Raw genomic sequence first — 20,969 nt, forward strand, 5'->3', positions numbered from 1 at the left:
ATATTTACGACTTATTTTTTTGTCCAAGTCCTAAACGCGATTTGATATCCGCGATACGTGATTGCCCTTTTTGCATTCTTTCTTCGGCAGTCACTATTTTTTTATCTTGCGGCCAATGTAAATCATCCTGTGGTAACTCATGCAAAAAACGACTTGGTTCTGGACGAATTAGCTCGCCATATTGACGACGTTCTTTACATAAAGTAAAGAATAACTCCCGTTGAGCTCGGGTGATCCCTACATAAGCCAATCGTCGCTCTTCATCAATATTTTCTTCATCAATACTGCTCTGATGAGGCAATAATCCTTCTTCCATGCCGACTAGAAATACATAGGGAAACTCCAACCCTTTGGAAGCATGTAAAGTCATCAATTGCACCTGATCAAACTCCTCACCGTCCTCGTCTCGTTCCAACATATCCCGTAATGTGAAACGCGCGACCACCTGAGATAAAGTCATTGGTTCGTTCAGTTCATCACCTTCCAGCATTTCACTCATCCAAGTGAACAACTGATTAATATTTTTCATCCGCATCTCAGCCGCTTTTGGACTCGGTGATGTTTCGTACAGCCAGCTTTCATAATCCATACCATGTAGCAGATCACGCACAGCTAGCAAAGGATCTCGTTCAACCTGACGAGTTATCTCATCCATCCAGTGAGTAAAACGCTGTAGTGCCGCCAAACCGCGGCCAGTTAGACTTTGTTCCAAACCAAGATCAAAACTAGCCTGATAGAGACTTTTATTGCGCTGATTCGCCCATTCACCCAGTTTTTGAATGGTCGCCGCACCAATCTCACGTCTTGGTGTATTGACAATTCTTAGGAATGCGCTGTCATCTTCAGGATTAGTCAGCACCCGCAGATAAGCTAACAAATCCTTAATTTCAGGGCGGGCAAAGAAAGAAGTGCCACCAGAAATTCGGTAAGGAATGCGGTTTTGCATCAGCATCTTTTCAAACACGCGGGATTGATGATTTCCTCGGTAGAGAATAGCGTAATCTTTATATTGGGTCTTATTGATAAAGTGATGTGCCATCAGTTCCCCAATAACCCTTTCCGCCTCATGCTCTTCATTATTAGCGGTAATCACTTTCAACGGATCACCATACCCCAGTTCAGAAAAAAGCCGTTTTTCAAACACGTGGGGATTATTAGCGATTAAAATATTAGCCGCTTTCAGAATACAGCCAGAGGAACGATAGTTCTGTTCCAGTTTGATCACATTAAGCTTCGGGAAATCCTCTTTCAGCAGCACCAAATTTTGAGGTCTTGCGCCACGCCATGAATAGATCGACTGGTCATCATCACCCACCACCGTAAAACGAGCCCTTTGTCCCACCAACAATTTTACCAGTTGATATTGACTGGTATTGGTGTCCTGATATTCATCGACCAACAGATAACGAATACGGTTTTGCCAACGCTCCCTGACTTCTTCATCACGCTGCATCAGCAAAGTCGGTTTGGTAATCAAATCGTCAAAATCCAATACATTACAGCTCGCCAGATGTAAATCATAACGGCGATAACATTCAGCAAACTGATGCTCCTGAGCGGAACGGGCCAATGCTAAAACTTGCTGTGGAGAAAGCAGATCATTTTTCCAGTTTGAAATGGTAGAAATCAATTTTTGTAATAGATCTTTATCTTCCTCCAGTAAATCGGCTGTTAAATCTTTCAACAGAGCCATCTGGTCCTGATCATCAAACAACGAGAAATTGCTTTTCATTCCTAGAGCTTTGTATTCGCGCTTAATGATTTCCAATCCCAAAGTGTGGAAAGTAGAAATCATCAGCCCCTTAGCCTCTTTGCGCCCCAGAGTTTGTGCTACACGCTCTCTCATTTCCCGCGCAGCTTTATTAGTAAACGTCACAGCGGCAATATGACGAGGCTGATAGCCACAAGTACGGATAAGATGAGCAATCTTATTGGTGATCACTCTCGTTTTGCCGGAACCGGCTCCTGCCAGGACCAGACAAGGACCGGTAACAAATTCGACAGCTTGTTGTTGGCTAGGATTTAATCGCATGATGTTTAATAAGTTATATCAGGACAGTATCTCAGGGGATAGAATTGTAGCAGAAAGGCAAGGCCGGATTCTACTTTGCACAAACAGCAACCAACAGATGGATATTGATAATCTCGTTCATTCAATACTGAATTCCCATATATTTTCACTGGTAGGATAAGGATTATCGCAACCAGATTACTGAGGGATAACATAATTATTTACGATATTCTCTCCTTATATTGGAATCATTTAAAGAAGCACTAATTAATTTAATCAAAAATTTCTATTTTCATATCCATTCTGGTTTTATCAATACCTCTGAATTGATATGCCATATAATGAATATTGAGTGCACTGGTTACTTCAACAACCATCTCAGCAATTTCAGGCAAAAAAGTTCTGTACTAAGAAAACAACCATTTCGATAAATCGCGTTGGCTATTATTACTTTTTAAAGAAAATTTTTATCGTACTGAGTTCGATAATCTTTATAAATAAACTTATCAGTATCCACAACCATGCCCTCAAATTCAATATCTTCAATATTTCTTACTTATCCTTCATCAATATAAAAGACAAATAATCTCTTTGAATTTAAACTTTTTATTATGAAAAGATTGTATCGGCGATTACAATAAATCACCAAAACAAATTAGAATTTATTTATCGTGCATCCCATTCTTATAATCACTTCTTCTAAGCAGGGATCGACTGTACTTTCTTCAATTAATTCTGAGAAATTATTTTCAGATAACCAGACATCGTTATAAATCGTGTCGATGTAACGTTCCCCACCATCAGGAATAATGACAACAATATTATCCCCAGGTTTAAAATCATCTAAATGATCTAATGCAGCATAAACTGAACAAGCTCCCGTTCCACCAATCAAAATACCCTCATTTCTAGCTAATTCTCTTGCCGTCCGGAATGCATCAATATCTGCAACCTTCAAGGTAAAATCGATGTTATTAATATCGAGAATAGAAGGTGTAAATGGCAGCCCCGCTCCCTGTACCAAAAATTTTCTCTGTTCACCACCGAAAATAACTGACCCAACAGGTTCAACACCATAAATTCGCACTTGCGGATTTTTCTCTTTCAAATAACGAGAAACCCCGGTAAGCGTTCCACAACTCCCTGCCGTTGCAAAACAAGCTGCCAAATTATCACCAAAGGTTTCATACAATTCATACCCTGTAGAGCGATAATGTTCATCAGGATTAACCTGATTTTCAAATTGCATGGGGATAAACGCATTTGGATATGCTTTTACGATATTTTTAGCTATATTTATACAATATTCAGCAGTATTCTTTCCATCTTCAAACTCTGGCAGGAAAACAATCTCCGCACCAAATGCTTTTATTTTATCGCACTTCGCTATTGGCACCAGGCGGTTTAGAACTGCAATAAACCGATAACCTTTAATAGCACACGCCATTGCCAGGCTAATCGCCGTATTACCCGATGATGGTTCAATAACCACCATTTCAGGTCTTAATTCTCCTTGGGCTTCTGCCTTTTCCAACATAGCAACAGCAATACGGTCTTTAACACTTCCACTAGGGTTAACGTTTTCCATTTTAAGAAAAACATTAACTCCTTTAGTGTATTTTTTCTCTAACATAACCACAGGGGTATTACCTATAGTTTGTAATATATTTTTACCTAGCTTCATGTTCATTTTATCTCCCATTTTGTCCAATTGTGAAGAATATATCATGATGGTAAGATAATTTTATATTTAATTCATCAATTAATCCATTGATGAAATTATCTACTTTACAAATAACCTTTGAAAAAAATCACTTCTATTATAAATACATTTTCACACCATAATAAATTAACACAAGTTATAAATTCATCCTCAAAAATACAAAATCAATTCTGACAGTTACATCAATAAAAATCAAATGTAAATTTCTGACATTATTACTTAACAATAAGAACATACATCATTATTTTCTCATATTATTTCATAAAATTAGACAAAAAATCATTATAATCCTAATGGCTATGATTATATAGAAATATATTTCCAAATAATAACAAATGTAATTAAATAAATTTATTATTAAATATATCAAAATATCCAATAAGAAATTTTCACATCACAATAAACCGAAATTCAACGAAAACAAAAGCAAAATAAAAGATAAGAAAATAGCGTTACTGTAGCCACGCCTTGTTATTTTTACATCTGGGTGAGAGAGACTATTCAGTGCAATGGGTGCACAATCACTCATCCGTGGGCGAGCAAATTGACCTAATGGGAAAAATGAGTCAAAACATATTTCAGAATAGACAAACCCCGTTATTTTAAACGAGGTTTGTCTACGGTCTAGAGGGAAAATCTTTCTCTTTTTCTCTTTAATCAACCGCCAACTGCAATGCGTTTCATATCTGTCATATAACCACGTAATACTTGGCCAACAACTTCAATTGGGTGGTTACGAATAGCCTCGTTTACATCACGTAACTGGGCATTATCAATACCATTATCTGCAACGGACTTACCTAAGTCACCCGCCTGTAGCGAATCCATAAACTTCTCTTTCAGCAGAGGGACCGCCACATGAGAGAACAAATAGTTACCGTATTCTGCTGTATCAGAAATAACGACATTCATTTCATACAGGCGCTTACGAGAGATAGTATTCGCAATCAGCGGCAATTCATGCAGAGATTCATAATAGGCAGATTCAGCAATAATACCGGTATCAACCATAACTTCGAATGCCAGTTCAACCCCGGCTTTCACCATAGCAACCATTAAAACGCCGTGATCAAAGTATTCCTGTTCACTGATTTTGCCATCATATTCAGGTGAATTCTCAAACGGAGTGTTACCCGTTTCCTCACGCCAACCTAACAGTTTCTTATCATCATTGGCCCAGTCAGCCATCATAGCGGAAGAAAACTCACCAGAAATGATATCATCCATATGTTTCTGGAACAGTGGCGTCATCAGTTCTTTCAACTGCACAGACAGCGCATACGCTCGCAGTTTTGCCGGGTTAGACAGACGGTCCATCATCAGCGTGATGCCACCTTGTTTCAATGCTTCTGTGATGGTCTCCCAGCCAAACTGGATCAATTTTCCTGCATAACCCGGCTCAGCGCCATCTGCCACCAGTTTGTCATAACACAGCAGTGAGCCAGCCTGTAGCATACCGCACAGAATAGTTTGCTCTCCCATCAGGTCAGATTTCACTTCAGCCACGAAAGAAGATTCCAGAACACCGGCGCGATGCGCTCCCGTTGCCGCAGCCCATGCTTTAGAGATCGCCATACCTTCACCTTTCGGATCGTTTTCCGGGTGAACTGCGATCAAAGTAGGCACACCAAAACCCCGTTTGTATTCTTCACGCACTTCGGTACCGGGACACTTAGGCGCTACCATCACCACAGTGATGTCTTTACGGATTTGTTCACCGACTTCAACAATGTTTAAACCGTGAGAATAACCCAGTGCAGCGCCTTCTTTCATCAACGGTTGAACTGCGCGAACAACAGAAGAGTGTTGCTTATCTGGCGTCAGGTTAATTACCAAATCAGCCCGCGGTATCAACTCCTCATAAGTGCCGACTTGAAAACCACTTTCTGTTGCTTTACGCCATGAAGCACGTTTTTCTTCAATGGCTTCTTTACGCAGGGCATAGGCGATATCCAGACCGGAGTCACGCATATTCAGGCCCTGATTCAGCCCTTGCGCCCCGCAACCGACGATAACCACTTTTTTGCCTTTTAAATATCCTGCTTCATCAACAAACTCTTCCCGCGCCATAAAACGACATTTACCTAACTGCGCCAACTGCTGACGCAAATTCAGCGTATTAAAATAATTAGCCATTAGTGACTCCGTATCATGTTGTGCTCAGCGCTCAGCAATGAAGTGCTGCGACTGTTTTTTAGATTTCCCCACCTTGTGGGGTGTTTATATATTTTCAATATATGACATGAAAGCCATTGCTTAAATTGATATATTAACAATACTACATTGCACTTTATGCAATACAGATTATTGGACAGGAAAAGGAGAATAGGTTATGGATATACGCGACCTCAAACTGTTTCTACATCTGGCTGAAAGCTGTCATTTTGGTCGTACAGCAAAAGCAATGCATGTCAGTCCATCCACATTATCTCGCCAGATTCAGCGTATTGAAGATATTCTGGGACATCCATTATTTTTACGGGATAATCGCACTGTAAAATTGACCTTTGCCGGCGAGCAATTTAAACAATTCGCCCAACAGACACTGTTGCAATACCAACAACTAAAACACTCATTGAATCAACAAAGCCCATCTTTATGTGGCGAGTTACGTCTATTTTGTTCAGTCACAGCGGCCTATAGTCACTTACCACAGATCCTAGACCGTTTTCGCGCAGAACATCCTATGGTTGAAATCAAACTCACCACGGGTGATGCCGCAGATGCGGTCAATAAGATACAGTCTAATGATGCCGATTTAGGTATTGCCGGTAAGCCGGAAAAACTACCAGATAATGTTAGCTTCACCAAAATCGGTGAAGTCCCACTGGTACTGATTGCACCTTCCCTTCCCTGTTCTGTACGCGCACTCGTCATACAAGACTACCCTAACTGGAATAATATTCCCTTTATTTTGCCGGAGCACGGCCCTTCACGTAAACGCATTGAGTACTGGTTCCGCTACCATAAAATTAACAATCCATTGATTTATGCAACCGTGTCCGGCCACGAAGCCATCGTTTCTATGGTTGCATTAGGTTGTGGAGTGGCATTAATTCCCAATGTCGTTGTAGAAAATAGCCCTGAACCGGTACGCAATCGCATATCTTTACTGGACAACATCTCTCTAGTAGAACCGTTCGAATTGGGTATATGTGTACAGAGAAAACGGCTTAATGAACCCCTGATTAAAGCATTTTGGGGATTGTTATAACAAACTGCCCTAACAGGTCTTTTTATTCATTACAAGCCTGATGCAACTTATTTCCGGTATTATGCCAATACACTTATAACTTATGTGGCCTAATTCACAAAGAACATAAAAATATAACCATATTGTTCTCATGATAATATGTTTAATATAAGTTATAACCAATTAAAATAATCATATAAAAATATTGGCTCCACATTAAATTTTTGGTCATTAATTATGTTACGAAAGAAAATACTTTTAATTATATCAAGTGGATAATAGCTACTTGACGTTAAACAATTCAGATATCGTTAAGACTGGCTAGCAAAGATTGAATATTCCACCAGCAAAAAACAGAGTGGGAAATAATTCTTTACGCCATATCATAACGATATTTTCCAATGGTGAAATTATTTTTTCCAGATACTAAAGGAGGCAGCTTTATAATAATTATTTAATGGTATTGTGACGATATAGTAACTAATACCAATTATTTAATGAGTTAATATAATTTAATTAAAAAATAACACCAAGAATTTATAATAATTAAATAAAACAATTAATTCAAATACACACAACAATTTAATAAAGGACACCATCATGTTACACAAAATAGACAAATCACCGTATTTTATTAAATTCTATAAATTCCATCTACAAGATCTGGTTTTCTCTTATAATATGCAAACAGAATGGCATCATCATCCTTGCATCCAATTAAGTGTATCACCAAATAATTCACTCATGAGGATTGATACCGAAAATGAATCGAAACAAGTACATGGATTCATTATTTCTTCTAATATTAAACATAAATTACACTCGGAAGGGCAACTCTGTTTTAATCTATTAATAGACCTAGCCAATCCACTATGTCATTTATTACTACATCAAATGAGAGGCTCAGATATCATATACTTAAATCAAGAATCATCCAGTTTAATAGCAAATTATTTTATTAATTGTTTACAATCAGAAACCTCTCCAGATATTTTCATCTTAAACAACCTTTTAGGTAAAATAGAAGATTGCCATTGTTATCAGGATAAAAGAATTATGAAAGCGGCCTCTCTTATTACTGAATTACCAGTTAAATGTATATCTTCTCGTGAAATATCAAATCAGCTCTATTTATCAGAGAGTCGATTCTTGCACCTATTTAGAGAAAAAATGGGAACTAATTTCCGTAGTTATCTATTATGGAAACGTCTGCATCATGCTATTGATGAGATACATTCATCAGATTCACTGACTTTACTAGCTTGTAATAGCGGATTTTCCGATGGCGCGCATTTCAGCCGTACCTGCATGACACTATATGGATTAAGACCTTCTGAATTAAAACATGCCAGTAAGAACAAAATGCAACAAACACAACAAAAATATTTCAATTTCTCATCAACATTAGCAGGTCTAAATTTTACAACACAAAACATCTGTGTTATGAATAAATAATATTTTTGATATATTACCTAAAATAAATAATTTCTATTTATAAACGTTATTATCAAAGCCAGCATGTTAGAGATTCTGTATCATTTTGTTCCTAATAGCACATTTACTATATTATGCACTCATTAGTAATGATACAGAATTCAGAACAACACCATAATAATACTACCTAATAAACCATCAATCCACGATAAATAAAACATACAGAGTAAAATATCACTACCCTGTATTAATCATTCATTTTAATGGTACATACTCTTTCAGATAATTTTCTACCCATTTAGCGACCCGACAGGTGTCTTTATAAGCCCCTAACATCAGTTCAGAACCACGGCTACTCAACCATTTCCGCCCAACGATAAATAACCCAGGATAAGGGGTTTTCCCACCTTCCGCATGACCATTTTTACAAACAAATCCATTAGCATCCGCAGCGCCGGGAAGCGTTAACCATGCCGTATTATCTTTATATCCCAAACACCAAATAACCGTATCTGCTTCATATTGATTACCAGACAAATCACATAATTTATTGTCTTTTACATCAACTAACCTATTCGCTATTTCTATATCCAAAGCGGCTAACCGATGGTTTTTCAAATCGCCACAAGGAATAGGATTACGCCGCCGCATGATTTTCCCGACCAAACTGTAATAATTGGCAAATAACAGACCACTTTTGCTTAACCACCAAAAGATATCTTTGCCCAGTATTCTATTAGGTAAGAGCGGACGAGAAGAACCGCAAAATAACGTCACCTTCGTCGTTGCTGCCAAATCTTTAGCAATCTGACGACCACTTGCACCATCACCAACGATAGCAACTCGGCTGCCCGCTTGAATTTGCTTAGGCTCCCGATATTGATCAGCTGAGATTTGCTGTATATCGGTAGAAAGTTGTTCAGCAAGCACTGGAATATCAGCTAATTGATTAGCACCGGTTGCATTAACCAAGCAAGGCGCATGAAATACTTTTCCGTCTTTTGTTTTAACATGATAGCCATTTTCATCATGCTTCACCTCGACCACTTCAGTTTGAGTATGTATAGCAAGGTTATGGTGTGAAGCATAGCGTTCAAGATAATCAGCAACTTCATTTTTATCTGGATAACCATCTTTAATTCCAGGAAATGGTAAGCCATGAAGCTGAGTCATACCGCGTGAAGTGAATAACAGCATATTATCAGGACGCCTGCGCCACACATCACCAATACGCGCTTCTCGCTCTAATATGCAGACATTAATATTCTTAGCCGCAAGGATAGCAGCTAAACTTAATCCGGCTTGACCGGCACCCACAATTAAGCAATCCATTTTCATTATGCGTACTCATTTTTTAATTTGGCATTCATCTATATTTTGTTTTTATCATTATCGAAATCTTAGGACAATGAAAAACTGACCAAAAGAACATTCAACCGTTCAAAAAACAACGAACCTCACAAAAATATAAAAGACAATTTAAAAATTTACTTGAATTAACTGGTCATATTCATACTAAAGTGAATGTTTTGAATAAATCAGCTATTTTTAGCATAATTTTAACAATATTGACAAATCCATATAATGATCAAAGCAATAATATAGCCAATTTATTCAATAAAAATAAATTATTAATGACTATCCTTTTTGCCTACATAACTTATGCTTTATTGCTATAACTTATAATAAACAAAGATTAATTTATCTACTCTTTACCCTACCGGAGATGAAAAAAATGGAAAATATCAAAAATATATATGACGGTATAAAATCTCGTGGCGGAAATCCGCTGAAATGGTTAATAGCCGATGTTGACCTGCTCTATAAGTTGTCAAAAGAAGAGCAACAAGAATTAAAAACCTGTTTGCTTAAGGACGCTTTTCATTTCCATTATCATAATAACCCTTACTATAGAGATATTTGTGAAAAACAAGGTGTTAAGCCAGAAGACATCCAGAGTTATAATGATTTAGTTCGCATCCCACTGATACCTGTTGCAACTTATAAATCAGCCGAAAGCCACCGTTTATTAAGCAAGCCATTATCTGAAATCGAACATGAAATGCGCTCAACGGGTACAAGTGGAATTCCTAGCGTTTATCGTCGTTGCCACGATACGATGGATCATACAGTATTGGCTGTCTATTCTAATTATCGCAGTATGTTCAAAGTATCTGGCGGCGCCGGCCTATGTTTATGCCCATCAACAGAAGATATTCCAGAAATGGCGCTGGTTAAGATATTTAATTTCCTGACAGGTTTATTAGATACCCGACGCTATATGATTAATCAGGACCACTTCTCCCCAGAAGATGCACTAAATCAATTAATCCAGTGGAAAGGCAAATTCACCCGGCATTTAATTGGCCCTCCATTCATGATCCATCGTTTTATCACGTTCCTAAAAGAGAATAATACCAAGCTCACTTTAGATCGCGATAGTATGGTAATTACTATGGGCGGCTGGAAACGTTTTACCGGAGATATGATCTCCCGTGGCGAATTAAATGCAGATATCGAAGAATGGATGGGCATTCCAGCTTCACGGACACGTGATATGTATGGTCTGGTTGAAGCAAACCTTCTTGCCATCGAAGATGAATATAACCATAAACATGTTCCTCCTTATATTCATTTCTCCGTTCGTGATCCTAATGATTTAACTCGTGAGCTACCTGATGGTGAAACCGGACAATTAGTGATCTTAGATCCACTTTCTGTTTCCACCCCCGGCATGTTATTGACAGAAGATTTGGTCTACTTGCGTACCGATCCTAATAAATCCTGGCGTAATTCTCAGCGAGTTCAGTTTGTTATGCGTACCGCTGCTGCTAAAGAGTTTGGTTGCTGTGCAGTCAACCTTGAGAGAAAAATGTCAGACGATGAAGGTACCCCAGCTACACCCGCGGTATAAATAGCAAGGTGGAATTATGTTTAACAACATCATTATTGACAATTTTTGCAATCCTGACTGCCAGGGGACGTTATCCGATCCCACCATTAAACTGGTATTAGGGAACCCTGTATGCGGTGACAAGGTTGATATCGACCTGACACTGGATAACCAAGGGAGGGTAGATAATGCCTGCTTTCGTGCATGGGGATGTACCGCCTCCCTGGCAATGTCTAATCAATTTTGCCGCCATGCTAAAGGTAAAACTCTCGAAGAATTGAACGCATTATCACCTGAAGGCATTGATGCGTTATTAGGCGAGTTAGAACCAGCACAGCAACACTGCCTTGATATGCTGCATAAGCTATTTGAGCAGCTAAAGGGAAAAATATGACAAGTCTATACTTCGACTACAACGCCACAACACCGCTAAGTGTTAAAGCGCAGTTGGCGATTAAAGATGCAATGTCTATTTTTGCTAATCCGTCCAGCCACTACAGCTTAAGCGGCATGGCTAAAAAGTTGCTCACTGACGCTAGAAGATCAATGGCTTCATTAATGGGCACAATCCCAGAACAGATCCTGTTTACATCAGGAGGAACCGAAAGTAATAACCAAGCCTTATCCAGCTTGTTAGCCATACTTCCCGGTTCGGATCTGTCAGCTCATCATGTTATTAGCTCTTCTATTGAGCATCCGTCTGTTCTGGCGCCGCTACTCTGGTATCAGCAACGCGGGCTTCAGCTAACGCTGATCAATCCCGATAATCAAGGGCGGATAAGTGTACAAAGTATCCAAGAAAACCTACGGCCACAAACCCGTCTGATCACATTGATGGCGATTAACAACGAAACCGGTGTGATCCAGCCCTATGAAGCTGTCGCCTCTTTAGCAAAAGAGGCCGGTGTTTACCTGCATATCGATGCAGTACAGGCTATCGGTAAGCTTCCTTTTAGCTGTGACACACTTTCTGGCGTAACGACCGTATCTTTCTCCGGCCATAAGTTTAACGGTCCGAAAGGTATTGGCGGGCTCTACCATGCACCAGGGATTCAATTAAATCCCTTGCTACATGGCGGAGGGCAAGAACAAGGAGTCCGCAGCGGCACTGAGAACACCTTGGGCCTTGCAGGACTAGCAGCGGCGGCTAAAGAGTCACTAAACGGCTTACAAGAACGTTTCAATACTTACAAAACGCTCAGAGAAGCTCTGGTATCTCTGTTAGAACAACATCGTGTTAACTTCCTGGTTAATGGCAATACAAATCCAGCGTTTCAGGCACCTTGGACACTCAATTTAAGTTTTCCTGGTATTCGTGCTGAATCATTAGCCAGCAGACTAGATTTACGTCACGGCATCTCTTTATCTCTAGGATCAGCCTGTAGCAATAACAAATCAACACAACGTTCTCACGTTCTGGTTGCTATGGGATTACCTGATGATCATATTGATAGCGCAGTACGCATCAGCTTCGGATATGCCACAAGCCAAGATGATATTGAGATATTGGCTAACGCCATCAAACAAGAAACGTATAACTTACTTAAAATTTCAGGGAAATCTTTAATCACCCAGGAATAATAGCAAAACGACAGTTAAAAGACGGTGTGGCCGGAATAACGCATTGATTCATTGATACCTATATTCTGGCACCTAAGCTCCGCCAACATTTTTTAAATTTTTAGGGGACATTAATATGAAACTGTTTGAATTACTTCAATCTCAAATTACTGAATTAACTGATATCGAACCAGAAGATATTACTCTCGACACTCTACTTGATGATATTCATTTGGTGAGTCTGGATTTCGTTTCTATTCAAGTTGCTTTAAAAAGAGAAATGGGAATTCAACTGAATTTCGATAAGTTCCAACGAGATAATACGACGACAATCGGTGATTTTATCAATTATGTCAGTGAATTAGCAAAATAATCATCACTAATGCACTGGGATGTTAGCTGTCTATGACAACATCACAACACAGCTAACATTCATTTTTATGATGCTTTTATCTACCAATCCTATTATTTGGTTGTATTAGAAAATAAAGCATGTCACCAAGAAATGAATTTTGGAGATAATGTTTCATGAATATTCAAACAGGCTATCGTCGCGTTGCCGTCACAGGCTATGGTTCTATCTGTTCTCTTGGGCAAAATACCCAAGAAATTTGGGATGCAATCCTGAATTATCGTGTAGGATACAAAAAGGAAGAACACCCAGACGCTTCTGTTGTAGCAAAATTTTTCGGCAATATCCCTTTCTCTCCTGATGTATCACGGTTTTCCAAAAAGTTATTAAAGAACTTGCCCAAATTCAGCAAACTTGGACTAATTGCGGCGGATGAAGCAATCAAGATGGCATTTGGTAACGATAAAGTCGCTTTTGACGAAAATTATTCCCCTTTTGAACGCGGCGTCATTTTTGGCACTGGCTGGGGTGGAGAAGATGCAACCGTTGAAAATAGCCATTCTTATGCTGATCAAGGCATTGCCTCACCGATGACCAATATTATGTCCATGCACAGCGTAGGAACCGCAGCAATTTCAATGAACTGGAACTTACGGGGATATCAAAATACCCCAGTTGCAGCTTGCGCAACCGGCAGTATGGCGATAGGTGATGCATTTGAACTTATCCGCAGTGGACGCACTAAAATGATGCTGGCAGGTGGTGGTGAAAGCATCAGAGATCCATTCATCGTCTGGAGTATCGATATTCTTGGGGCACTAAGCAAAGAACAGGAATCTGCCGAAAAAGCCTGCTGTCCATTTAGTCAAGATCGTAGTGGTTTCGTCATGTCGGAAGGGGCAGCAATATTATGTCTTGAAGATTATGACAGCGCTGTTGCCAGAGGCGCCAAAATATTGGCGGAAGTGATTGGTTATGGCAATTACTCTGATGCGTCAGATATGACCGCCCCGGCACCCGATTGCAAAGGACGGGTCATGGCGATTCAGATGGCACTGGAACAGGCCAAACTCTCTACCTCAGATATTCATTATATTAATGCTCATGGGACATCAACCCCACTCAACGATATTAACGAAACCGATGTTCTAAAAATGAGCCTGGGTGATCACGCTTACCGTATTCCTATTTCCAGTACAAAATCCTACACAGGTCATCTTATTGCCGGAGCCGGAGCCATTGAATCTATTTTCTGTATCAAAGCGATAGAGACAGCAACAATTCCCGCAACTATGCACCTAAATAATCCTGATCCGCTATGCGATCTGGATTATGTCCCTAATATCCACCGGACTCACCAAGTTATCGACACTGCTTTAAATGTTAACTATGGCTTCGGTGGTACAAACTGTGCACTTATTTTTAGGAAAGCCGACAGATGAACGTTCAATTCAGCAAAGAAGATCTCAGTCAATGGGCTAAATTCTCTGGCGACTACAATCCTATCCATTTTGATGAAAAAATCGCAAGAGAAGTCGGGTTGGGTGGTATTGCAGTACACGGCATGCTGGCAATGATCCCGCTCAAAAGCGGATACGATTATCTGTCACAACCAAATAGGGAAATGGGCAGACAGTGGCACGTTAATTTACGCAATCCCGTACCTCTGAATGCCTGCTATTGCGTCAAAACTAAGCACACGGACCGGAATGGGAAAACAACCTTTAATCTGCAAGACGAAACAACCAATCTGAAACCTCTGGTTGGTCACTATAGTTGTTTCGATTTTTCACAAAAAACTGGTTTTCCTGAAAAACTACGTTGCCAAGTTCCTATACAAGAGACAATAAGAAAATCCATCGAATTCAAACATACCTTTCCGGAAATCAATGAGTTCTGGATCTTTCTCGATGCTCTGATGTTTTATCTTTTCATGCAGCAAAGTGCCAAAACTGCACTAGCAACAGAATTTAAAACCTATTTTGGCAAACAAGAACATGATGCAACATGCCTCAAAGACCTTATTGTCTTGCATGTCATGCATACCGTGAGTTTTTCTCCAGCACTGCTCAATCGCCCAATCCCAGATGAAATGCCGAATATCGAATATACCATCCTGCCAAAAGATACATTCGACGTTGATGGCTCGTTATACGGTACGTTGGAAATCCCAATCTGGCTGAATGGAGAAATCTCTTTAGTTGTTGAAATGAGTCTGATGGGAACAACAAAAAGAAAGCAGATTGCCAACTAAGATTTAATGAACGCGGTTTGATGAATGCGGTATTGGCAGACGGATGGCAAAAATTTAGAGGAATAACTTAATGAGTATCAGCACACCTTGGGTTTTTATTTCAGGAGGATCACGTGGTATCGGCAAAGGCATAGTAAAAATGCTGGCTGCTCAGAACTATCACGTAGTTTTTACCTATAAATCAAGCACAAATGAAGCTCAAACATTGTGTCAGGAAATTGAACAGCAAGGTTATCGCTGTGAGGCTTATCAATGTGATGTTTCAAATGCCGAAGAAGTCAAAACATTGTCAACAGAGCTTATCTCACAATATGGCTCTCCCTATGCCATCATCAATAACGCCGGTATTACCCAAGATGCATTACTGATAAATATGAAAGAAGAAGAGTGGCACAATGTGATTTCTACCAATCTTTCTTCTGTTTATTTAGTTAATCATGCTTTTCTCCCTGAAATGATTACTGCGGGAGAAGGCTGCATTATCCACATGAGCTCAGTCACTGCGTTTAAAGCTAACTCAGGGCAAGTTAACTACGCTGCAACCAAAGCCGCTATGATCGGTATTACCCGCTCATTAGCAGCTGAAGTTGGCCGATTTAATGTTCGGGTCAATACCGTTGCGCCAGGCTTGATTGATACTGAAATGTTGGATCATATTCCTGCATCACACAGGAAAAAACTATTATCTAACATCCCATTGGGCCGTTTAGGTTCAGTGGAAGATATTGCTCTGACAATCAATTTCCTGCTCAGCCCCGGAGGACGCTACATTACCGGGCAAACATTCGTTGTTGATGGAGGAATGACTGCCTGAGTCAGTTAATTAATTAACATCAATGGCTTCGTATCCCTATTCTGTGATTATTTGTACCCAGATAAATGTTCTGGGTACTGACACAAAATACCATTAATCATTGCCAGATAGATAATTCAGTCTATCTGATAAATGTTAATAACGATAATAAACAATTTTAATATTCAATCATGCTTTTGGCATTAAGTGCTAAATATTAGCAATTTTCATTTTATCAGATGAGAAGGGCTTGACCTTGTAGTCGACTCCAAGGTGTTTAATCGAATATAAGCACATTATTTAAGACGAATTTACTTTTAATTACTGCGATGGGAGAAAACACATGGCAGGAGAAATACAATCACCTCCGCTTAATGAGAAAAAGTCAAAGCGTAAATTAGCACTGATCCTCGCAACTCTCTTATTTGTTTTTGCCGGGTTGGGTTACTTCGCCTATTGGCTTATTTCACTACGTCATTATCAAGCGACTGATGATGCCTACGTTATTGGTAATCAGGTACAAGTGATGGCCCAGATCACCGGTAGCGTAACCGCTATTTATGCCGATAATACTGACTTCGTTCAGCAAGGCGATATTTTGCTACGTTTGGATTCTATTGATGCAGAACATGCCTTTGAACGAGCGAAAAATACATTGGCTAATAATGTCAGGCAAATCCACCAAACCATTATTGATAATGAAAAACTATTGGCTAACATTGAGCTCAAACAAACGGTATTACAACAGGCTCAAGATGATTTAAAACGACGTGAACATCTGGGACTCACCGGTGCCATCGCCAAAGAAAACCTAATTCATTCCCGTAATAGCGTGCAAATGGCAAAATCTGAGCTGAATGTTGCCCGACAACAATATTATGCCAACCAAGCATTAGTTATAGACACTCCATTAGATCAACAACCTAAGATTAAACTGGCTGCTTCCCAGCTTCGCGATGCATGGTTAACCTTACAGCGTACCCAGATTGTCGCGCCGGTAACAGGCTACGTTTCACGCCGCAGTGTTCAAGTAGGCTCACAAATAAAAAGCGGCGCTCCCCTAATGGTTATCGTACCCGCTGACCAACTTTGGGTCGAAGCTAACTTTAAAGAAGTGCAACTCGCCAATGTCCGTATTGGTCAACCCGTAACACTGATTAGCGATTTCTATGGCAATGATGTCATTTATAAAGGTCAAATCGTTGGTCTTGATATGGGAACAGGCAGTGCATTTTCTTTATTACCGGCACAAAATGCCACCGGTAACTGGATCAAAGTGGTTCAACGTTTACCTGTCCGTGTTGAACTAGCAGCACAACAACTTATCGATCATCCTTTACGCATCGGTTTATCCATGCATGCCACGGTTGATACCCGAAATCGGGATGGTCTGGTACTTGCCAATACGCCTCGTAATGGCATTGTTTATGAAACCAACGTCTTGACTTACAACACCGGAGAAATTGATCAGCTAATTAACGAAATCATTCAAGTTAATACCAGTCAAAATAAGTGAGGTTAACATGCTAAAAGAGCCATTATCAGGAGCCAAACTTGGCTGGCTAACCCTGGCTTTAGCATTAGCCGCTTTTTTACAAATATTAGATCTGACTATTGCTAACGTTGCAATATCAACAATTGCTGGAGATCTGGGTTCATCAGTATCACAAGGTACTTGGGTAATTACTTCATTTGCTGTTGCAAACGCGATCTCTATCCCATTAACTGGCTGGTTAGCAAAACGGTTCGGGGAAGTCCGGGTTTTCTTAATTTCAATGATCTTGTTTGTGATCACTTCCTGGTTATGTGGTATTGCTAATAGCCTGGAAATGTTGATCATTTCCCGCGTTCTACAAGGTATCTCAGCCGGGCCAATTATGCCCCTTTCGCAAAGTTTGTTACTCAACAACTATCCTCCGCTAAAACGCAATATGGCTCTGGCAATGTGGTCAATGACTATCGTTGTCGCTCCGGTTTGTGGCCCCATACTTGGTGGTTGGATCAGTGACAACTATCATTGGGGATGGATCTTCCTCATCAACGTTCCGGTTGGCTTTGTTGCCATTGCTATCACCTGGATATTGTTAAAAGACCGGGAAACTGAAACAACGGCGAGGTCAATTGATGTCATAGGGCTAATTTTATTGGTCATCGGTGTTGGTTGTTTTCAACTATTACTCGATAGAGGAAAAGAGCTTGATTGGTTCAATTCAACAGAAATTATTGTATTAGCCATTACCGCCGTCATTGCCATCACTTTCCTAATTATTTGGGAACTCACCGATGATGATCCGATCATTGACTTATCACTATTTAAATCTCGTAATTTTACTATCGGTACCTTATGTATCAGTTTGGCTTTCCTACTCCACATAGGCACGCTGGTTTTGCAACCTCAATTATTACAAATGGTGTTTGGTTACACAGCAACCTGGGCAGGATTAGTAATGGCTCCATTAGGAATAGTGCCGATAATGCTCGTTCCACTCATTGGTCGTTTTAGTTCAAAAATTGATATGCGTTATTTAGTTATGTTCAGCTTTATCATTTTTGCACTCTGTTTCTTTTGGAGAACAAATACCTTTGAGCTATCAATGGACTTTGCCACCGCTGCCTGGCCACAATTTATTCAGGGCTTTGCTATCGCCTGTTTAATTATGCCACTAACAGCCATTATACTATCTGACGTTGAACCCGCTAAAATCGCCTCTGCCGGTAGCTTGTTCAACTTTTTACGCACTCTGGCAACATCCGTAGGGACTTCAATTACCACCACCATGTGGTCCCGTCGCGAAGCTGTCCACCACGTTCAGTTAACTGAATCGATAACTCCCCATAATCCTATTGCCCAACAAGCCTATGAAAAAATGGGACAATTAGGGATGTCGCAAGCCCAAACCAGCCATTCTCTGGCACGTGAAATCACGAATCAGGGCTTGATTATTGCCGCTAACGAGATTTATTGGCTATTTGGCTTTATTTTTCTGATCTTGCTGATCTTTATCTGGTTGGCAAAACCCACTGTTGGAGAAAAGAAATAGCACAATGATCAAAGAATTTGTTATAGAGTTCTTTCCAATGGAACCTCGGTGAATATTAAATCTTGTCAAAATAGCCCCTTAACAAGGCGCTATTTTGTCGTTTTATAGAATACATTTTTTCATTACCAAGACACCGATCAACCTCCGGCTGCTTCAGACGCTTGGCACATTAAAAAGAATTTAAACGCGGGGGTATCCGTCTCATCGTGATACGCATAGCCTAATGCATCAAGATGACGCTTAAAACGCACTTCCGCTTCTGACAATTCAAATGCGGCTAACACCCGGCCATAATCGGTACCATAATTGCGATAATGGAATAACGTAATATTCCAATGAGTTCCCAAAGTTTGTAAGAACTTGAGCAACGCCCCCGGCGATTCAGGAAATTCAAAACTAAACAAGCGCTCTTTCAATGGCTTAGATGGGCGACCGCCGATCATATAACGAACATGTAATTTCGCCATTTCATCATCTGAAAGATCAGCAACCTGATATCCTGCGGTACGCAATTCCTCGATAATTTCCTGTCGCTCCATTTCACCACGACTCAAGCGAACACCAACGAAAAGACAAGCCTGATCAGGATCTGCATCCGTATAACGATAATTAAATTCTGTTACCACCCGATCGCCCAACTTCTGGCAAAAACTCAGGAAACTCCCTTTATGTTCAGGAATAGTCACTGCCAGCAATGCTTCCCTCTGCTCGCCCAATTCACAACGCTCAGAGACATAACGCAACCCATGAAAGCTCACATTAGCGCCAGAAAGAATATGCGCCAGTCGTTCACCTTTAAGCTGATACTGCTGAACATACTTTTTCAATCCAGCTAGTGCCAATGCACCGGATGGCTCAGCAATCGCACGTACATCTTCAAACAGATCTTTTACCGCCGCACAAATAGCATCACTGTCTACCGTGATAACACCATCCACATATTGCTGACACAAACGAAATGTTTCATCACCGATACGCTTAACAGCAACACCTTCAGCAAACAAGCCAACTCGGGGTAAATCTACCGGATGTCCAGCTTCCATCGCCGCTTTCAGGCAAGCTGAATCCTCCGCTTCCACCCCAATGATTTTGATTTCTGGCATCAGTTGCTTAATCAACACTGCCACTCCCGCAATCAAACCTCCACCACCAACAGGTACAAAGATTCGATCCAAGCGCACATCCTGTTGCAAAAGTTCCATCGCCAGTGTTGCCTGACCTGCGATTACAGCGGGATGATCAAACGGAGGAATAAAGGTATAGCCTTCCTGTTGTGCCATTTCTATCGCTTTAGCTTTAGCTTCATCAAAATTAGCACCATACAACAGAGCCTTACCACCGAAACTCCGAACTGCATCGACTTTAATATCCGCAGTAGTAACCGGCATAACAATCAGGGAGTTAATTCCCAAACGATTGGCAGAAAGTGCGACCCCCTGAGCATGATTACCGGCTGACGCAGTAATCACTCCCCGGTTTTTTTGTTCTTCAGACAAACCCGCAATCATGGCATACGCGCCACGGAGCTTGAAACTGTGAACAGGTTGTCGATCTTCCCGCTTTACCAAAATAGTATTTCCTAAGCGAGCAGAAATTTTCTCCATTTCCTGCAAAGGAGTCACCTGAGCAACTTCATAAACCGGCGCGCTTAATGCCGCCTTCAAATACTCTGCACCATTTGGTGTGGAAGTTAAGGGAAGAAATGCAGCCATGCG

16 protein-coding genes are annotated in these 20,969 nt (G+C 40.3%); 11 read left to right on the forward strand and 5 right to left on the reverse strand.

All coding sequences use genetic code 11. The features are described 5' to 3' along the window. Positions 1-4 precede the first annotated feature (4 nt). The 3 genes from rep to ilvC form a co-directional block, all read right to left on the reverse strand. The gene (gene rep / locus EAE90_RS13715; protein ID WP_214053961.1) at positions 5-2,032 is read right to left on the reverse strand and encodes a DNA helicase Rep; all 2,028 of its coding nucleotides are present in this window, start codon (positions 2,030-2,032) and stop codon (positions 5-7) included. Between the two features lie 634 nt (positions 2,033-2,666). After that, positions 2,667-3,695 carry a PLP-dependent cysteine synthase family protein gene (locus tag EAE90_RS13720; RefSeq protein ID WP_246550715.1) on the reverse strand — a complete coding sequence of 343 codons (1,029 nt, stop codon included), beginning with the start codon at positions 3,693-3,695 and terminating at the stop codon, positions 2,667-2,669. Positions 3,696-4,391: 696 nt separating this feature from the next. Beyond that, on the reverse strand, positions 4,392-5,870 hold the full coding sequence (gene ilvC, locus EAE90_RS13725; protein ID WP_214053963.1) for a ketol-acid reductoisomerase: 1,479 nt from the start codon (positions 5,868-5,870) through the stop codon (positions 4,392-4,394). Between the two features lie 196 nt (positions 5,871-6,066). On the opposite strand from ilvC, the gene ilvY reads away from it, so the two are divergent. Further along, entirely contained in the window at positions 6,067-6,948 is an 882-nt protein-coding gene (ilvY, locus tag EAE90_RS13730) for an HTH-type transcriptional activator IlvY (protein ID WP_214053964.1), read from the forward strand. 579 nt (positions 6,949-7,527) lie between these two features. Further along, positions 7,528-8,382 carry an AraC family transcriptional regulator gene (locus tag EAE90_RS13735; protein ID WP_214053965.1) on the forward strand — a complete coding sequence of 285 codons (855 nt, stop codon included), beginning with the start codon at positions 7,528-7,530 and terminating at the stop codon, positions 8,380-8,382. 234 nt (positions 8,383-8,616) lie between these two features. Here EAE90_RS13735 and EAE90_RS13740 read toward each other — a convergent pair whose 3' ends face one another. Further along, the gene (locus EAE90_RS13740) at positions 8,617-9,699 is read right to left on the reverse strand and encodes a flavin-containing monooxygenase (RefSeq protein ID WP_246550717.1); all 1,083 of its coding nucleotides are present in this window, start codon (positions 9,697-9,699) and stop codon (positions 8,617-8,619) included. A gap of 397 nt (positions 9,700-10,096) precedes the next feature. On the opposite strand from EAE90_RS13740, the gene EAE90_RS13745 reads away from it, so the two are divergent. From EAE90_RS13745 to EAE90_RS13785, 9 genes are all read left to right on the forward strand, one after another. Then, a complete protein-coding gene (locus EAE90_RS13745; RefSeq protein WP_214053966.1) occupies positions 10,097-11,275 on the forward strand; it encodes a LuxE/PaaK family acyltransferase in 1,179 nt (392 codons plus the stop codon). Positions 11,276-11,291: 16 nt separating this feature from the next. Then, a complete protein-coding gene (locus EAE90_RS13750; RefSeq protein ID WP_036779647.1) occupies positions 11,292-11,648 on the forward strand; it encodes an iron-sulfur cluster assembly scaffold protein in 357 nt (118 codons plus the stop codon). Then, positions 11,645-12,835 carry a cysteine desulfurase family protein gene (locus EAE90_RS13755; RefSeq protein WP_214053967.1) on the forward strand — a complete coding sequence of 397 codons (1,191 nt, stop codon included), beginning with the start codon at positions 11,645-11,647 and terminating at the stop codon, positions 12,833-12,835. The genes EAE90_RS13750 and EAE90_RS13755 overlap by 4 nt, the downstream gene beginning before the upstream one ends. A gap of 115 nt (positions 12,836-12,950) precedes the next feature. Continuing rightward, positions 12,951-13,187 (forward strand): acyl carrier protein, encoded by a 237-nt coding sequence (locus EAE90_RS13760; RefSeq protein WP_214053968.1) that lies wholly within the window; start codon positions 12,951-12,953, stop codon positions 13,185-13,187. Between the two features lie 155 nt (positions 13,188-13,342). Further along, positions 13,343-14,608, forward strand: a complete 1,266-nt coding sequence (locus EAE90_RS13765) for a beta-ketoacyl-[acyl-carrier-protein] synthase family protein (protein WP_214053969.1) — start codon at positions 13,343-13,345, stop codon at positions 14,606-14,608. Further along, on the forward strand, positions 14,605-15,420 hold the full coding sequence (locus EAE90_RS13770) for a MaoC/PaaZ C-terminal domain-containing protein (protein ID WP_214053970.1): 816 nt from the start codon (positions 14,605-14,607) through the stop codon (positions 15,418-15,420). Before EAE90_RS13765 ends, EAE90_RS13770 begins: the two co-directional genes overlap by 4 nt. A 70-nt stretch (positions 15,421-15,490) precedes the next feature. Next, positions 15,491-16,234, forward strand: a complete 744-nt coding sequence (gene fabG, locus EAE90_RS13775; RefSeq protein ID WP_214053971.1) for a 3-oxoacyl-ACP reductase FabG — start codon at positions 15,491-15,493, stop codon at positions 16,232-16,234. Between the two features lie 322 nt (positions 16,235-16,556). Continuing rightward, positions 16,557-17,729, forward strand: a complete 1,173-nt coding sequence (emrA, locus tag EAE90_RS13780) for a multidrug efflux MFS transporter periplasmic adaptor subunit EmrA (RefSeq protein WP_214053972.1) — start codon at positions 16,557-16,559, stop codon at positions 17,727-17,729. Between the two features lie 7 nt (positions 17,730-17,736). After that, positions 17,737-19,254 carry a DHA2 family efflux MFS transporter permease subunit gene (locus EAE90_RS13785; protein ID WP_036779631.1) on the forward strand — a complete coding sequence of 506 codons (1,518 nt, stop codon included), beginning with the start codon at positions 17,737-17,739 and terminating at the stop codon, positions 19,252-19,254. A gap of 137 nt (positions 19,255-19,391) precedes the next feature. Here EAE90_RS13785 and ilvA read toward each other — a convergent pair whose 3' ends face one another. Continuing rightward, positions 19,392-20,966: a threonine ammonia-lyase, biosynthetic gene (ilvA, locus tag EAE90_RS13790; protein ID WP_214053973.1), complete on the reverse strand. Its 1,575-nt coding sequence runs from the start codon at positions 20,964-20,966 to the stop codon at positions 19,392-19,394. Between the last annotated feature and the right edge of the window lie 3 nt (positions 20,967-20,969).

Origin of the sequence: Photorhabdus caribbeanensis, assembly GCF_018448885.1 — a bacterium.
In the GTDB taxonomy this organism is placed as follows: Bacteria; Pseudomonadota; Gammaproteobacteria; order Enterobacterales; family Enterobacteriaceae; genus Photorhabdus; species Photorhabdus caribbeanensis.

Coding starts and splice junctions, on each gene's coding strand:
- rep (WP_214053961.1), bottom strand. CDS start 2,032: ATGCGATTAAATCCTAGCCAACAACAAGCTGTCGAATTTGTTACCGGT.
- EAE90_RS13720 (WP_246550715.1), bottom strand. CDS start 3,695: ATGAAGCTAGGTAAAAATATATTACAAACTATAGGTAATACCCCTGTG.
- ilvC (WP_214053963.1), bottom strand. CDS start 5,870: ATGGCTAATTATTTTAATACGCTGAATTTGCGTCAGCAGTTGGCGCAG.
- ilvY (WP_214053964.1), top strand. CDS start 6,067: ATGGATATACGCGACCTCAAACTGTTTCTACATCTGGCTGAAAGCTGT.
- EAE90_RS13735 (WP_214053965.1), top strand. CDS start 7,528: ATGTTACACAAAATAGACAAATCACCGTATTTTATTAAATTCTATAAA.
- EAE90_RS13740 (WP_246550717.1), bottom strand. CDS start 9,699: ATGAAAATGGATTGCTTAATTGTGGGTGCCGGTCAAGCCGGATTAAGT.
- EAE90_RS13745 (WP_214053966.1), top strand. CDS start 10,097: ATGGAAAATATCAAAAATATATATGACGGTATAAAATCTCGTGGCGGA.
- EAE90_RS13750 (WP_036779647.1), top strand. CDS start 11,292: ATGTTTAACAACATCATTATTGACAATTTTTGCAATCCTGACTGCCAG.
- EAE90_RS13755 (WP_214053967.1), top strand. CDS start 11,645: ATGACAAGTCTATACTTCGACTACAACGCCACAACACCGCTAAGTGTT.
- EAE90_RS13760 (WP_214053968.1), top strand. CDS start 12,951: ATGAAACTGTTTGAATTACTTCAATCTCAAATTACTGAATTAACTGAT.
- EAE90_RS13765 (WP_214053969.1), top strand. CDS start 13,343: ATGAATATTCAAACAGGCTATCGTCGCGTTGCCGTCACAGGCTATGGT.
- EAE90_RS13770 (WP_214053970.1), top strand. CDS start 14,605: ATGAACGTTCAATTCAGCAAAGAAGATCTCAGTCAATGGGCTAAATTC.
- fabG (WP_214053971.1), top strand. CDS start 15,491: ATGAGTATCAGCACACCTTGGGTTTTTATTTCAGGAGGATCACGTGGT.
- emrA (WP_214053972.1), top strand. CDS start 16,557: ATGGCAGGAGAAATACAATCACCTCCGCTTAATGAGAAAAAGTCAAAG.
- EAE90_RS13785 (WP_036779631.1), top strand. CDS start 17,737: ATGCTAAAAGAGCCATTATCAGGAGCCAAACTTGGCTGGCTAACCCTG.
- ilvA (WP_214053973.1), bottom strand. CDS start 20,966: ATGGCTGCATTTCTTCCCTTAACTTCCACACCAAATGGTGCAGAGTAT.